Source organism: Paenibacillus sp. J22R160 (assembly GCF_059692135.1).
The window spans coordinates 228477-242622 of the sequence record NZ_JCAUAU010000001.1 but is presented as its reverse complement, the minus strand read 5'-3'; the positions used below and the strand labels follow the sequence as shown (position 1 = coordinate 242622).

At 43.7% G+C, this 14146-nt stretch carries 12 protein-coding genes; 10 read left to right on the top strand and 2 right to left on the bottom strand.

All coding sequences use genetic code 11. From position 1 onward, the window contains the following. Positions 1 to 20: 20 nt before the first annotated feature. Both AC58UW_RS00920 and AC58UW_RS00915 read right to left on the bottom strand, forming a co-directional pair. Positions 21 to 902 (bottom strand): carbohydrate ABC transporter permease, encoded by an 882-nt coding sequence (locus tag AC58UW_RS00920; RefSeq protein WP_497418844.1) that lies wholly within the window; start codon positions 900 to 902, stop codon positions 21 to 23. 11 nt (positions 903 to 913) lie between these two features. Next, positions 914 to 1774, bottom strand: a complete 861-nt coding sequence (locus AC58UW_RS00915; protein ID WP_497419310.1) for an ABC transporter permease — start codon at positions 1772 to 1774, stop codon at positions 914 to 916. A 354-nt stretch (positions 1775 to 2128) separates the two neighbouring features. On the opposite strand from AC58UW_RS00915, the gene AC58UW_RS00910 reads away from it, so the two are divergent. From AC58UW_RS00910 to AC58UW_RS00865, 10 genes are all read left to right on the top strand, one after another. Continuing rightward, a complete protein-coding gene (locus AC58UW_RS00910) occupies positions 2129 to 4369 on the top strand; it encodes an AraC family transcriptional regulator (RefSeq protein WP_497418843.1) in 2241 nt (746 codons plus the stop codon). 938 nt (positions 4370 to 5307) lie between these two features. Then, entirely contained in the window at positions 5308 to 6969 is a 1662-nt protein-coding gene (locus AC58UW_RS00905; RefSeq protein WP_497418842.1) for a sensor histidine kinase, read from the top strand. 48 nt (positions 6970 to 7017) lie between these two features. Further along, the gene (locus AC58UW_RS00900) at positions 7018 to 7638 is read left to right on the top strand and encodes a response regulator (RefSeq protein ID WP_145655808.1); all 621 of its coding nucleotides are present in this window, start codon (positions 7018 to 7020) and stop codon (positions 7636 to 7638) included. Positions 7639 to 8035: 397 nt separating this feature from the next. Next, a complete protein-coding gene (locus tag AC58UW_RS00895; protein ID WP_497418841.1) occupies positions 8036 to 8779 on the top strand; it encodes a YveK family protein in 744 nt (247 codons plus the stop codon). Further along, complete coding sequence (locus AC58UW_RS00890) at positions 8763 to 9404, top strand: CpsD/CapB family tyrosine-protein kinase (protein ID WP_497418840.1); 642 nt, start codon at positions 8763 to 8765, stop codon at positions 9402 to 9404. The genes AC58UW_RS00895 and AC58UW_RS00890 overlap by 17 nt, the downstream gene beginning before the upstream one ends. Positions 9405 to 9435: 31 nt before the next feature. Beyond that, positions 9436 to 10374, top strand: a complete 939-nt coding sequence (gene galU / locus AC58UW_RS00885) for a UTP--glucose-1-phosphate uridylyltransferase GalU (protein WP_497418839.1) — start codon at positions 9436 to 9438, stop codon at positions 10372 to 10374. Further along, positions 10343 to 11026, top strand: a complete 684-nt coding sequence (locus AC58UW_RS00880; protein WP_497418838.1) for a sugar transferase — start codon at positions 10343 to 10345, stop codon at positions 11024 to 11026. The genes galU and AC58UW_RS00880 overlap by 32 nt, the downstream gene beginning before the upstream one ends. Before the next feature lie 24 nt (positions 11027 to 11050). Continuing rightward, positions 11051 to 11986, top strand: a complete 936-nt coding sequence (locus tag AC58UW_RS00875; protein ID WP_497418837.1) for a glycosyltransferase — start codon at positions 11051 to 11053, stop codon at positions 11984 to 11986. An 8-nt stretch (positions 11987 to 11994) separates the two neighbouring features. Continuing rightward, positions 11995 to 13332, top strand: a complete 1338-nt coding sequence (locus AC58UW_RS00870; RefSeq protein ID WP_497418836.1) for an O-antigen ligase family protein — start codon at positions 11995 to 11997, stop codon at positions 13330 to 13332. Then, positions 13332 to 14117 (top strand): WecB/TagA/CpsF family glycosyltransferase, encoded by a 786-nt coding sequence (locus AC58UW_RS00865; RefSeq protein WP_497418835.1) that lies wholly within the window; start codon positions 13332 to 13334, stop codon positions 14115 to 14117. Before AC58UW_RS00870 ends, AC58UW_RS00865 begins: the two co-directional genes overlap by 1 nt. Positions 14118 to 14146 lie beyond the last annotated feature (29 nt).

Genomic DNA, 14146 nt, shown 5'->3' with positions numbered 1-14146 from the left:
AAATTACCTCCGTTATATGATTATCCTTTGAGGGCGCCGACCATCACGCCTTTATTAAAATATTTTTGCAGGAACGGATATAAAATGAGAATAGGCAGATTCGCTACAATCACAATAGCATACTTGATGGATTCTACATCGAGCACGGAATTGGACAGAGATCCTTCAGAGACATCGACCATATCCTTAGTCTCTCCCTGTACTAGAATTTCTCGTAAAATGAGCTGAAGCGGGTACTTATCCCGATCCGACAAATAGATCAACGCATTGAAGTAAGCATTCCAGTGCCCGACACTATAAAAGAGTACCATAACGGCCAAAATAGGTGCCGATAGAGGAAGCACGATTCTCCATAAAATTCGTAGATTCGAGCAACCGTCAATGGCCGCAGCTTCCTGCAGCTCGAAGGGCAGCCCGTTTTGGAAAAAGGTACGCATCAGCATAATGTTCCATACGGAAACCGCTCCTGGTAGAACCATGACCCAGTATGTATTCAGCAGCCCGAGCTGCTTCATTAAGAGATAGGTCGGGATCAGTCCGCCACTGAAGAACATGGTAAACACCATGAAACCCGAGATCCAGTGTCTGCCCAGCAAATTCCGCCGTGATAAAGGAAAAGCCGCCGCTACAGTAAGAGCAACATTGATGGCCGTCCCGCTGATTGTATACAGGATCGTATTGCCGTAACCTTGCATGATCTCCTTGTTTTGAAACAACTTCTCATAACCTCTCCAAGATAGGTCTTTCGGCCAAATCCAGATGTCTCCATTCAGTACCAGCTGTGGGCTGCTGAAGGAGGCAATCAGAACGAAGTACAAAGGGTACAGCACGATCAACACGATAACGAGTAAGAAGCAATATACCAACATGATAAAAATCCGGTCCATCCAGCTTTGATTCATTGATTGTCTCCTTACCATAGGCTGGTCTCACTTACTTTGCGGGCGATGGCGTTCACCACAACCAGCATCACAAAATTGATCAACGAGTTAAACAGGCCGACTGCCGCAGAGAAACCATATTCCGCTCCGAGAATACCGCTTCGGTAGACATGCGTGGAAATGACGTCGGAAGCCTGCATATTCAGAGCGTTTTGCAGTAAGTAAATTTTCTCGAATCCGACGCCAAGCACCGTACCCATATTCAGTATGAGTAAAATAATGAGGGTCGGTCTCAGTCCTGGCAAATTAATATGCCAGATACGCCGAAGTCGGCCGGCACCGTCCATTTGAGCGGACTCATGCAGATGGGGATCGATGCCAGCTAATGCAGCGAGGTAGATGATGGAATTCCAGCCCATTTGCTGCCAGATGCCGGAAGTCACATACATGCTTTTGAACCAGCCCGGATGGGTCAAGAAGGCAATCGGTTGAAAGCCCAGCCAAACAAGCACATGATTGACGAGACCGTTTTCCTGCGATAGGAAGATCATCATTAACCCAACTACGATTACGGTAGAGAGAAAATGAGGGGCATACAGAATGGTCTGAATCCATTTCTGGTATTTTTTCCGCCTGATCTCATTCACCATTAATGCCAGTAGTATGGGGACAGGGAAGCCTGCGGCGATCTGATACACCCCGATGGACAAAGTATTGGTAAGAATTCTCCAAAAATAGAAGCTTTCAAAAAAGCGCTTGAAATGATCCAATCCGATCCAGGGACTCCCCCAAATTCCTTTGGTTACGAAGTACTGTTTGAAAGCAATCTGTAAACCGTACATAGGTACATATTCAAAAAGGATGAAGAAGACAATCACCGGAAAGAGCAGCATATATAAATCCCAATTGCGCCTAATTTCCTTCCACCGTTTTCTCCAGCTCTGTCCAGCGGGCTTTTTCTTCGGATACGTCTTACCGCCCGGTATTGTTTGCTCCAAGAGTCACACCTCCTTTCTTCGTTTTCAAGGTCGATCATAGACGGTAGCTGGTAGAAATGAAATTGACTCTTTTTTAGACGATTGACAGATTCTTTGATTCTTCGGAGAGAGAAATAGGCCAAATCCTTACGATACGTGGATTTAGCGACCTTTTAGAGGAGGATGATAAGGTTTTGTAAAGGTGTTGCTTGTTGCTTTTACGACCTGCTACATTGAGCGTAAGAGATTTAGAGGGTAAGGAGGGGCATCATGGAACTCTTGAATCAGAAGAGCAAATCGTTTCTCGTCCGGATATTTATCAGCTTTTTGACGATCATTACGCTGTTATCCGTTTTTAATTTTGTGCTATTTTCATTTTTTCAGCAGAATATCAAGCAGGAGATCATTCGGTACAATGAGCGTATGCTGACTCAGGCTGCGGAGAATTATAACAGCCATTTTAACCGTCTGAGAACCGTACTCTTCCAGATGTATCACGACAATACGATTACCAAATTTAACACGCAGTTAATTTCCAACGAAAACGGAGATGCCAATTATTATTTGGTAGTCGATATGGTGCGAAAGCTCAGGGAAACAGCTGGCAATCCGCTATTTTACTTAGATAACCTTATGGTGCTTTACCGCTCGAATCTATTCATGGCGGACAAGGAAGGCAGCAGTACGGAAGTCGCTCTGGATGTCGAGCCGAACTTCCATCCACCGTATGATTTGGCTTACTGGGAGAAGGAATTTGAGCGTCCAAGGAACTATTACTTGCACCCTGCGAAGGATTATCCACTAGATAATTTCAGCAAGGAGCAGAAGACTTACATTCCGTTTTCATTTAAGCTGCCGAATGCGAATTATGAATTAATCGCTATGCTCGATGCCGACAAGCTGAACCAGACGTTACTAGGAGATGTACCGTTTATCATACAAACCGAGGAAGGCGAGAATCTCTATCGATCCAATTCTTCGGCATCCATTGATGAAATGCCAGTTTTTGCTGCCGGCGAATCTTATAAGTTATTCAAAAACAGCTATTTCTTTATCCATGAGGACCTGGAAAATCACCTTCGTTACGTAACCGTTGTTCCGTATGCTAGTATCGCAGCACAGATTTCTAAGCTTAGGGTAACTCAGATCGTCGTTTTGTTCATTTCCATAGCTATCGCTTTGGTCATGTCTTACTGGTTCAGCTCTCGTCTACAGTCACCGGTGAAACGTATTATCGCCTCTCTGCAGCATCCGGAAGGACAACAACTGCGGATGGACTCCTACATTTATGAGTTTGAAACGATCAGCAATCACATTGATAAGCTGTCGGAAGAGCGGACAAGGATTCATGATGAGCTGAAAAATAGCAACTCGCTTCTGACTAATTATGGTTATATCGCTAAGCTGAAATCTCTTCATGTGGGCATCTCGGAGCTGCGTGAATTTGCCCAGGCGGAAGGGCCTTTCACGTTAGTTCTGTATCAGCTGAATGCAAGAAGTATGGAAAGGTTAGGCGAGGATATCAAACGTTATATCGGGGAATATATTGAAATCGTGCTCTCCGAGTATGGGCTGAATGCCTATACATTCCAGATTGAGAACGATCAGATCATCTCCGTTGTTTTCCGGCAGGACATGACGGATCGGTTGACGGAAGCGCTTCAGCAAGTCAAAGAAACACTGGATAAAGACCGTCAAACCTGCCTGATTATGATGGCAGTCAGCTCTGTTTGCGAACGGAGCATCGAGCTGAATATGGCCTATGAGCAGGTATCGGGAATGCTGAAGCAGGCCCGTCCTTTGAATGAAACACAAATCATCGTTAAGCAGGAGCCGGCAGCATTCTTATATGTTTTTACCACGGAGCAGGAGCAGGAATTGCACGCTCATCTGCAAGCCGGCAATGAAAAGATGTGCCTTCATACTATACATCGGATGCTTGAAGCGATGGAGCGGAGCCAGGCGACATTAGTGCAGTTTCGCCATTTCAGTGAGGCGTGGGCTTCGAGGATCGTGAAGTCATTGGAGCAAAATGCAGCGGATAGCGAAGTAAGTAACCAGGTCGTAAGACTGCGGAAGCAATTAGATTTCAGCTTTACCTTAACGGAGTTTCAGCAAATCTTCGACTCGCTGATTCCTATTTATGCGGAGTGGGTGCGCAGGAAGAAGGAGGAGAAAGACGAAGTTATCGCGTTTGTAATGAAAACGATGGAAACCCAATATTCGGAGGATATTTCGTTAGATTTGATCGCGGAGTCACTGGACATGTCCAGTGCGTACTTGTCCGTCTACATTAAAGAGAAGACGGGGGCGAATTTCAGCGATCATATGAATCGGGTGCGGATTCAGAAGGCCAAAGAGCTGCTTATCGGCTCTAATCTCAGCATTCAGATTATCGGAGAGCAGATCGGCTACCGCAATGGCACATCGTTCATCAGGATGTTTAAGAAAATAACCGGAGAAACACCTGGTGAGTTTCGTCGCTATCAGTGGCCGAGCGCTGCTCCATAAGTCCAAGTTAATTTTTGCTGATGAGCCGACAGGGAATCTGGATTTTTTCGACATTATTCTTGCTAATCACCGAAAATACGTCATAAAATTCCGACAATACATTCCTATACAGCATGTATAGTATTATTTATACATATAGAGATAAAACGTAATAACTAGCATAGCATTTGGCTTGTTTTTTATATGCTACTATAGAAATTATAGAGGAATAAGAAACATGCCGTCCTGTCCGCTGACCATTACTAGATTGTTGGGCAAAAAAGATGAATATAAAGTGGAGTGGAAACTTTATGAGCGCTAATTTAGTGAATAATAACAATATAACCGGTCAGTAGCAGGTAACAGAAATCAAGGCTTTACGATTGAGGGATGGGAGGATGAGACCTGGTTAGCCAATCAGCTAAGACAAGCGGCAGGTTTGCCGCTGGAATAGTGAAAAGCCTCCCTCAAGCCGGGAGGTCTTTTTGTTTTTTTGAAGTTCGTGGGGCTGAATGCAAATTACGACTCCTGCGCGGATTTATCATATTTAGGCGCCACATTTATACAAAATGGGGCTCTTTTGGATTAAGAATAAGGTATGTCTTCGACAATAAGCAATAAATCAAAGAGTTAAGCGTTAACACGACTTAACTCTTTTGTGTTTTACAAATTTTTATAGGAATTTTATGGTACAAAAGGATGAATTTTAATTTGGTCATTCCAATCTGGTTTACATTTTTTTCCGACAAAACGTTAGGTCTAAATGATCAAACATATAGATCGTAACTCCTGAAAATAGCAATAATATGTTTCATAGAGACAGAAAACTACAAAAATAGCGAATTGTATAGTCATGTAGTGCTCTTTTGACTGTAAGAATTTAACTGTTATGATTATGGAAAACATGGGTATTGTTGAAGGAGCCAATTACAAATATCGGTTAAAGGATGATTACACAGATGAGAAAGATGTTCTCAGGTGAGAGTAGAGTCTTTTACTTGTACAGGTTTATTTCGCTTGCTGGGACTTCGCTAGTGTACGCTATTGAGGATCGTGGTCCTCCGATAGGTGTGAAAATTGGCATCATCCTCGTGTTGTTCATCTTTGCTACATGGATTACAGACATGTACACCCAAAGCGGCAAAGCCTCTCGCACAATTAAAATAACCGTAGGCTTGGAAATGACGGGGATGATGGTCCTCCATCTTCTAAGCGGCGGTATGGACAGTCCGTTCCTGTGGTGTGTTTTCAATCCCGCTTGGATGGCTGCCAGCTATCTTTCCTCCGCCTACTGCTGGTTCATGATGCTGAGTTACTTTTTATTCATTACGGCTTTTTCCTATTTTTTTACGAACGGACAAATGCAGACACTTGGCAGTATTCTACTGAGTGAAAATCGATTTTACCTGATGCTGCTGTTTATGACGCTCACCATCCAATTATTGGCCGGCGTTAAGAATCGTCTGGAGATTGCGAATGCTCGAACCACAGAAACGATGGAGCATATGAAGTCGCTATATCAAATTGTGGAAGCAGCAACCCATAGTGATTCGGAGAACTTAAAAATTATTTTTACGGAGTTTGCTCTAAAATTGACCAAGTTAAGGATGTCTTTTTACTGGGATGTCAACGGGCATAGCAAGCCGGATCAACTAATTACACAAGGTGTCTTGCCGATTGGCATTGAAACCTCCCTTTCTGAAGCTTTTGATTTGCAGTTAGCCGAGCTTAGACAGCTCGATTCCAGCAGGCTGATGAGCGTGGCGGAATATGGTGACTTTCTTGTGATGCCGATCAAATCGTCGACCCGATTTTGGGGAGTCATGGGCGTTAAGATTGAACCTGCCAGCTACGAGGAAGGCAGACAGGGGTATATTAAACAGCTGGGTTTTCTATCAGAGCTTTGCTCCGTCATTCTGGAGAGGCACCAGCTGGAACGAATCGAGAATCAGTTGATGATTATCGAGGAACAGAATCGGATTGCCGATGAGATGCATGACAGTGTTTCACAGTACATCTTCGGAATTGTCTATGCCGTGCATTCACTCAGTCGCAAGTGGAAAGAGATTTCAAGAGATCAGATCAAAGAGCAGCTGCAAATCATTCAAGAGTCATCTGTAGCAGCTTCTCAAGAGCTTCGTTCCACCATTTATAGCCTGAGCTCCAGGAAAAATGGCGGTAATTTTTGGATAACGACTGTCAAATCACATCTGGACAGCGTGTCCAAGCTGCATGCTGTGAAAGTGAATTTGCATGTAACAGGCGATGATCATCGACTGCATGTTAATTATCAAAAAGCTTTGTTTCGAATTATTTCGGAATCCACTGGAAATGCCATTCGTCACGGGCACAGCACACTTATCAAGGTTGAGCTTCGTATTAAGTCCGATGAGGTGAGTCTTTCCGTTTTGGATAACGGAAGTGGCTTTCGTGTAAAAGAACGATTATCAGATCCCAAGACTGTTGGGCTAGGTGTAAACAACATGGAGCTGCTTGTCCATTCACTCGGTGGAACGATTAGCATTCAGAGTACAGAAGGAAAAGGTACACATATTCAACTGACCATCCCATTCCAACCACAGGACAACAAGGAACTAAATGAACTTCAAATGATGGGCTAAATCAAGGTCATGTAGGCTATTCCCATTCAAACGAAAGCAGGTGGAACTTTGAAAGTTGTTATCGTAGATGATCATCCGTTGGTGCGTAGAGGATTGTCAGCTGTGCTAAAGCTTGAAGCAAACATCGAAATTTCTGGTGAATCGGAGACGGTGGAGCAAGCATTGGAGCTAATCAAGGAAACAAAACCGGATTTGGCTATTGTGGATCTAAAGTTAGGGAATCGTTCTGGTCTTGAAGTGGTTGAGAATATTAAAGATACATCATGCCGAAGCATCATTTTGACTTCATCGACCTTGGAGCAGGATGTAAGAAAAGCCGAAGCTGTGGGTGCGGATGGCTATGTGCTCAAAGAAGCGCTTCCAGAAGAATTGCTTTTGGCCATTAAATTGATTTTCAAAGGGAAAAAGTATTTTGACCCAGGTCTCATGGAAATGTTGTTTAAGAAAGAGGAAGAGGACAGCTTCAGCAAGCTAACGCCAAAAGAGCGAGAAGTGTTAATCGGTCTAGGAGAAGGTTTATCCAATCAAGGAATGGCTAAGAAACTAATGGTCACAGAGTTTACAGTCAAGAAGCATGTTAGCCAAATTCTAAATAAACTATGCGTCAACGACCGTACACAAGCAGCTCTGTTAGCGCAATCCAAAGGATTAGTCAGCGGTTTTCAGTGAGTTTTCAGTTAGTTCTACAGCTGATATGGTCCGAAAGTATACCATCGCTTTATTACATATAGGTAAGGGTGGATACACGAAATAGACCCAAAAATTATAATATCGAGTAATATCATAATTTTGGGAATTCATTTAGTATTTGACTATAACCAATTAAATGACAAAAAGCGGCATTCTTCATTCCATTTGGTAGAGTGCTTCAACTAGCTTCCAAGCTAGTTATCACCATCGAATAGTGATTGTAGAATGCTCTGAATAAAAGGAGTGATTGAATGTCGTTTCGATAGGTGGGGATGAGGGGAATAAAACGCTTTCATTACAAACATCTTAACTGAAAAATTTCGGAAAAGCAAGACTGTATTTCTTGATTTACTAACTATTTTTTCGGGAGGGAACCATGGAGAAATCGATCTTAGATTACTTTGTACTCATTCGCAAAAAGCTATGGATGATTGCGTTGTTCGTTCTTCTCTCGTGTCTGACAACTTTCTATGTCAGCAAAACTTTTGTTGAGCCCGTATACAAGGCGAACACACAAGTACTGGTAAGCAGTACGTTCAAAAGTGAAGAAGCGATAGATTTGAACGACGTGTCAATGAACATGAATTTAGTTGAGAGTTACAAGGAAATCATTAAATCGGATCAGATCATTCAGAAGCTCTTGCAGGATCATCCGGAATTCGGTATGACGCAGAAAGAGCTGCTGAAGAACTTGAAGGTGAGCTCAACCGATAAGACGCAAATCATTAAAATCGAGATGGAAGATCCTAGTTATGAGAAAGCTGTCGCGATGACGAAAACACTTGCGGATACATTCATGAGTGAAGTGCCGACCTTGATGAATATGAACAATGTCAAAATACTTTCTAGCTCTGATGTAGCTGTGAAGCCTTTGCCAGCGAATGGCAGTATCGTAATCAACTTGGCTTTGAGCTTTATTTTATCGGCGATGGCAGCTATTGGTGTGTTTTTCTTTTTTGAAAATATCAACGATACGATTCGCTCTGAGAAAGAAGCTGAGCATTTCGTGGGCCTTCCCGTTCTTGCTTCCATCGGAACGATAAAAAAGGGCAATGCAACAAAGACGTCCAAGGCGCTGAGCAGAGAGGTAGGGGAACAGACGTATGTTACAGCTAAGTAATGTGCTTGTGACTGAATTAGATCCCATTTCGCCCGTTTCCGAATCCTATCGCTCTTTACGAACGGCGGTACGCTTCAAAAAGGTTGTGCCCGCTGATCAAAGGCTGGGCATGGTATTGATGGTTGCCTCACCCAAGTCGCAAGAAGGCAAGACAACGACGCTTGCTAATCTTGCCGTAACGTATGCTCAGGAAGGCAAGTCTGTCGTGATCGTTGATAGTAACTTGCGTCAGCCATCGCTGCATAAATTATTTGGTATGAATAATACAAAAGGCTTGCTCCACTTTTTTCAAAAAGGGCTTGATGTAGATGATGTCATCACACCGACAGGAATCATTGGACTTGATCTCATCGTTGCTGGCGGTCAACCCGTGAATCCTTCAGAGTTGGTAGGTTCCTCCCAGATGTTGAACCTGATGAACCAACTGAAACAGCGATATGAGGTTATCCTTATCGATTCACCGTCAACGCTTGATTATACTGATGCAAGCTTGCTCACAGAATACAGTGATGGCGTACTGCTAGTCGCTAGGAACGGTAAAACAAAGCGGGAATGGGCGAAGCAAGCAAGAACTCAGCTCGAACAATCAGGAGCCCGCATGCTAGGTATGGTTTTCAACCAATAATTGAATATGTACTCTTAGGAGGATGAGAAGGATGAAGACGGTCAAGAAAGCAATTATTCCGGCCGCGGGGTTAGGAACGAGATTTCTACCCGCTACGAAAGCGATGCCTAAAGAGATGCTCCCAATCATCAACAAACCAACTATTCAATACATCGTGGAAGAAGCCATCGAATCCGGAATCGAAGATATTATTATTGTAACCGGTAAAGGAAAGAGAGCGATCGAAGACCATTTCGATAATGCTTTCGAGCTTGAAAACAAGCTGATGGAAACGGGGAAGCTGGAGCTCTTAAAAGAAGTTCAGCGTTCATCCAAGGTAGAAATTCATTATATTCGTCAAAAAGAACCCAAGGGACTTGGGCATGCCGTCTGGTGTGCAAGAAGGTTCATTGGAAATGAACCATTCGCTGTACTGTTGGGCGATGATATTGTCACAGGGAAGGTCCCCTGCTTAAAACAGCTGATTCAACAATATGAATTATCAGAAAATTCTGTCATCGGCGTCCAAAAAGTCCCGCCAGAACTCACGAATCGTTACGGTATCATTGATCCTGGTGAGCAAGATAACCGCCTTTATCAAGTAAAAGACTTTATTGAAAAACCAAAATTAGGTACGGCCCCTTCCAATCTTGCCATTATGGGGAGATATGTGTTCTCTCCTAAAATCTTTGAATTTTTGGAGCTTCAGGAGAAAGGCGCTGGCGGCGAAATTCAGTTGACAGATGCGATTCAGAAGCTTAATCAGATAGAACGTGTACTTGCTTATCATTTTGACGGCATTCGTTATGATGTTGGTGAAAGACTTGGTTATATTCTTACCACGATGGCTTTCGCACTCGAGAGCAAAGATCTTCGGTTAGATGTACTTGATGCGATGGCTAAACTCCTCATTGAGGAGAAGTATGCACCTATCTTAAACCACTTGGGAGGTGAAGATTATGAGCTTGCGAGAACTGCAGGAGGAATATGAGTACTACTATCCGGCAGCTACAAGATTGCAGGAAAGAAAGAGCATAACTTCTTATTCCTTTATGAAGCGTACGCTAGATATTCTTCTTTCCCTAGCAGGTCTTATTTTCTTGATGCCTTTGTTTATCGTTGTGGCAGTTTGGATCAAGCTGGAAGATCCGGACGGCTCCGTTTTCTTCAAACAAAATAGGGTTGGCAAAGATGAAACCTTGTTCCCTATGTATAAATTTCGCTCAATGGTGTCCAATGCGGAAGCATTGAAGCAGCAGTTAATGAGCCAAAATGAAGTCGAGGGCGCGATGTTCAAAATGAAAAATGATCCTCGTGTAACTCGCGTTGGCAGAGTACTGCGCAAAACGAGCATTGATGAGCTGCCGCAATTGTGGAACGTACTTATCGGCGATATGAGCTTAGTCGGGCCAAGACCGGCTTTGCCAAGTGAAGTTAAAGAGTACACAACCTATGACAAGAAACGTTTGGCGGTAACACCTGGCTGCACGGGTTTATGGCAAGTTAGCGGGAGAAGCAATCTAAGCTTTGAGCAAATGGTAGAGCTTGATTTGACTTATATCCGTGAACGAAGCGTTTTCTATGATTTGAAAATTATGATGAAAACCGTTTCGGTCCTTCTCGGTTCCAAAGACGCTTTCTAAAAAAAGTAAGAAAGGAGTACTGCAATGGTGCATGATCAGCCACAACCAAGGGTATCAATTGTCATCTGTACCTATAATCGCGCGGATTTGCTTCAGATCACGTTGGACGCACTGCCTGCATTAGCTGCAATAGAGATGGCTGAGATTCTTATTGTGGATAACAATTCCACGGATCATACACGTGAGATCTCCGAGTCATTTGCCCTTCGTCAAGCTGGGGTCATGCGTGTTCGCTATCTATTTGAACAAACCCAAGGACTGTCAGCTGCGCGAAATAGGGGAATACAAGAAGCAAAGGGTGATATTATCGCCTATCTCGATGATGATGCGGTTCCTTGTTTGGGGTGGATTCGCACGATTGTGGACACCTTTGATCTTCGGCATGATGTATATGCCATTGGTGGCATGATTCGTCCGAAGTTCGAAAGCGAGAGGCCGACATGGCTGACGAAGTCACTTGAACTTCCTTACACGATTGTAGATCGGGGAGAAGCTGTGCATGAATATCCGATAAATAAGCATCCTTTCGGAGCGAATATGGCAATTCGCAAATCTTTTCATGACACACATTTGTTTCCAACAGACCTTGGAAGGAAGGGAACGCTCCTGCTGTCTGGCGAGGAGTCTTGGCTGTTCGAGCAGATGCAACAGGAAAGAAAGACGATTCTTTATCATCCTTCCATGATCGTGGATCACTTCATCCCCGATAATCGCTTAACAAAAGATTGGATCAAGCAGCGTTATTATTATCAAGGTATTACGAATGGCTCCATGCACAAAGGATTTGTGAGTAAATTAGCTTTACTCGTTAATGTTACCTGCAGGGTGCTCTACATCGCTGTAAATGCCTTGTTTGCACGTACAGAAGGTGAAAAGTTACTCATTGCATGTCGGATGCAAAGTATAAAAGGCACATTGCTCACGATGCGTAGTCGTGTGAAAATGCGCTTAACAGGGTGAGGGTGTTTATGTCGGTGCTTCCAATACAGCTCAAAAAACCGATGTACTATGCTCCGTTCTATGTGCTGCTTGCAGTGATCATGGGTGTAGCGGCTGTGTATCAGCCTATTATCAGTATGTTGGGGCTTGGCGTACTTTTCATGTGCATCTATGCCATCTACCAACCGGAAAAAATGAGTTATATGGTTCTGCTTTCAACCGCCATATCCATTAACTACATTGTTGAAGCGAATTTTCCAGGGCTGGAGATCCTTTCACTTTACAAGCTCGGGATTCTAATTCTATTAGTTCCCAGTATGCTTCAAAATGGACTTCGGTGGAAGTTCTTTTACCCTATAGCAGCTATTGCCGGCATGTTGTTCATTACCTTCTTTTTCTCAGAATGGCATCCGAGACTAACCCTTTCGATCACCGTGAAAGCCTTTATCGGACTTGCGCTCCCTTTCTTTTTTCTCATGATCAAATGGAAAAAGGAAACAGCGCAAAAGCACATCCGGATCATCTGCCTGCTTCCAGTGGTAAGCGTGGCGACGGGAGGAATCCTTCAGGTAGCTCATCTGTATTCGTTTCTCAACGTTGAGTTCACAGGGGCTATCCGAGTACAAGGGGCGAATATCGCGCCTCATTTGGCGATGTTGGCTTTTATCGGCATTACGGTTGCTTTGATTGAAACCAAACGCAATCCGCTGAATGCCAAATTCTTATATTGCACATTGGCTGCCAACTTTGCGATTCTGATCGCTACGGGAACAAGAGGGCCAATACTCGCCATGATCGCCATGGCTGGGTACTATTTCTTCGATATGGTTAAGCAGTATATCAAAGGGAAGCTGATCTTATTAATCCCGCTGGTCTGTTCCATGGCCTTGATTGGTGGAGCCGTATATGTACAGTGGGACAATATGACAAAGCGTTCCTTCGAGCGCCAGACGGGCACGGGCATCGACTTGTCGGGAAGGACGGAAGCGTGGAACTACTTCTTAAAGGGAGTGCAGGATTCCCCGCTGACTGGCAGAGGCCTTGGCGCCGTTACTGTAGCGAATGACGGCAGTTTATACGTTGGCTTTGTGGTTCCGCATAACGAATATATCCGCTTTTATTATGATTCAGGGTATATCGGTTGCATCCTGTTGTTCCTATCTTTACTTGTCTTGTTTCGAATGATTTATCGCGTCATTCCACAGCGAATTAAAATTTATTATGCAGCATTTATTCTGGCATTCTTGCTATATTCCTTGTCGGATAATACATTATCCACGATTCAATTCATCATTCCTTTTTGCTGGTATTTGAATGGTTTGTATATTCTCTCGACGACAAATTCGAAAAAAGAAGAGTTGATCTGATGAGTAGAGTGACTATGTTTGATGTTCATTTTGATAATTATGACTTTCTGGACTTGCTTGCTTATATGGATGAGGTCATTCGCCAGAATAATCATTCTTACATTTTAACCTGCAATGTCGATCATCTAATTAAGCTCAGAAAAGATGCTGAGTTTCAAAAAGTATATTCAGATGCGGGTGCTATCGTTGCAGACGGAATGCCAATTATTTGGGCATCTAGAATGCTGCGTAAACCGCTCAAGCAAAAGGTATCCGGGTCTGACTTGTTCGAAAAGTTAGGTAAAGCTTTCGCAGAACGCCAATATAAGCTCTTTTTCTTAGGTTCAGCGGCCGGGATCCCGGAACAAGCGGTTAAGAATCTAAAGCTCGTATTACCCAATTTGAACATCGTAGGCTGCTACTCACCTTCTTATGGTTTCGAGAAGAAACAAGATGAGAATGAGCGTATTGTTCAAATGCTGATTGATACGCAGCCAGATATCGTGTTTGTTGGCGTCGGCGCGCCGAAACAAGAGAAATGGATTTATCAAAACTATCTCCAATATAAAGTGCCGATTTCAATTGGCGTTGGCGCAACATTCGATTTCCTTTCGGGCACAGTTAAGCGAGCCCCGAACATTATGCAGAGAACAGGGTTCGAATGGTTTTGGCGGCTAGTGCAAGAGCCACGGCGGTTGTGGAAGCGTTACTTGGTACACGATGCGATGTTTGCAGTATTGCTATGGCGTGAGGTTGTTAAGCAGTTAAAGCTGAAACGGGAGGGGACGGGAATCAACAGTGGATGATTTCAGCAAAATGAGTAAGCCCCCTTTGA

Excerpts from the sequence above, each read along its gene's own strand:
- AC58UW_RS00905 (WP_497418842.1), top strand. The coding sequence starts at position 5,308 with ATGAGAAAGATGTTCTCAGGTGAGAGTAGAGTCTTTTACTTGTACAGG.
- AC58UW_RS00865 (WP_497418835.1), top strand. The coding sequence starts at position 13,332 with ATGAGTAGAGTGACTATGTTTGATGTTCATTTTGATAATTATGACTTT.
- AC58UW_RS00880 (WP_497418838.1), top strand. The coding sequence starts at position 10,343 with ATGAGCTTGCGAGAACTGCAGGAGGAATATGAGTACTACTATCCGGCA.
- AC58UW_RS00890 (WP_497418840.1), top strand. The coding sequence starts at position 8,763 with ATGTTACAGCTAAGTAATGTGCTTGTGACTGAATTAGATCCCATTTCG.
- AC58UW_RS00920 (WP_497418844.1), bottom strand. The coding sequence starts at position 902 with ATGAATCAAAGCTGGATGGACCGGATTTTTATCATGTTGGTATATTGC.
- AC58UW_RS00895 (WP_497418841.1), top strand. The coding sequence starts at position 8,036 with ATGGAGAAATCGATCTTAGATTACTTTGTACTCATTCGCAAAAAGCTA.
- galU (WP_497418839.1), top strand. The coding sequence starts at position 9,436 with ATGAAGACGGTCAAGAAAGCAATTATTCCGGCCGCGGGGTTAGGAACG.
- AC58UW_RS00910 (WP_497418843.1), top strand. The coding sequence starts at position 2,129 with ATGGAACTCTTGAATCAGAAGAGCAAATCGTTTCTCGTCCGGATATTT.
- AC58UW_RS00875 (WP_497418837.1), top strand. The coding sequence starts at position 11,051 with ATGGTGCATGATCAGCCACAACCAAGGGTATCAATTGTCATCTGTACC.
- AC58UW_RS00915 (WP_497419310.1), bottom strand. The coding sequence starts at position 1,774 with ATGCTGCTCTTTCCGGTGATTGTCTTCTTCATCCTTTTTGAATATGTA.
- AC58UW_RS00870 (WP_497418836.1), top strand. The coding sequence starts at position 11,995 with ATGTCGGTGCTTCCAATACAGCTCAAAAAACCGATGTACTATGCTCCG.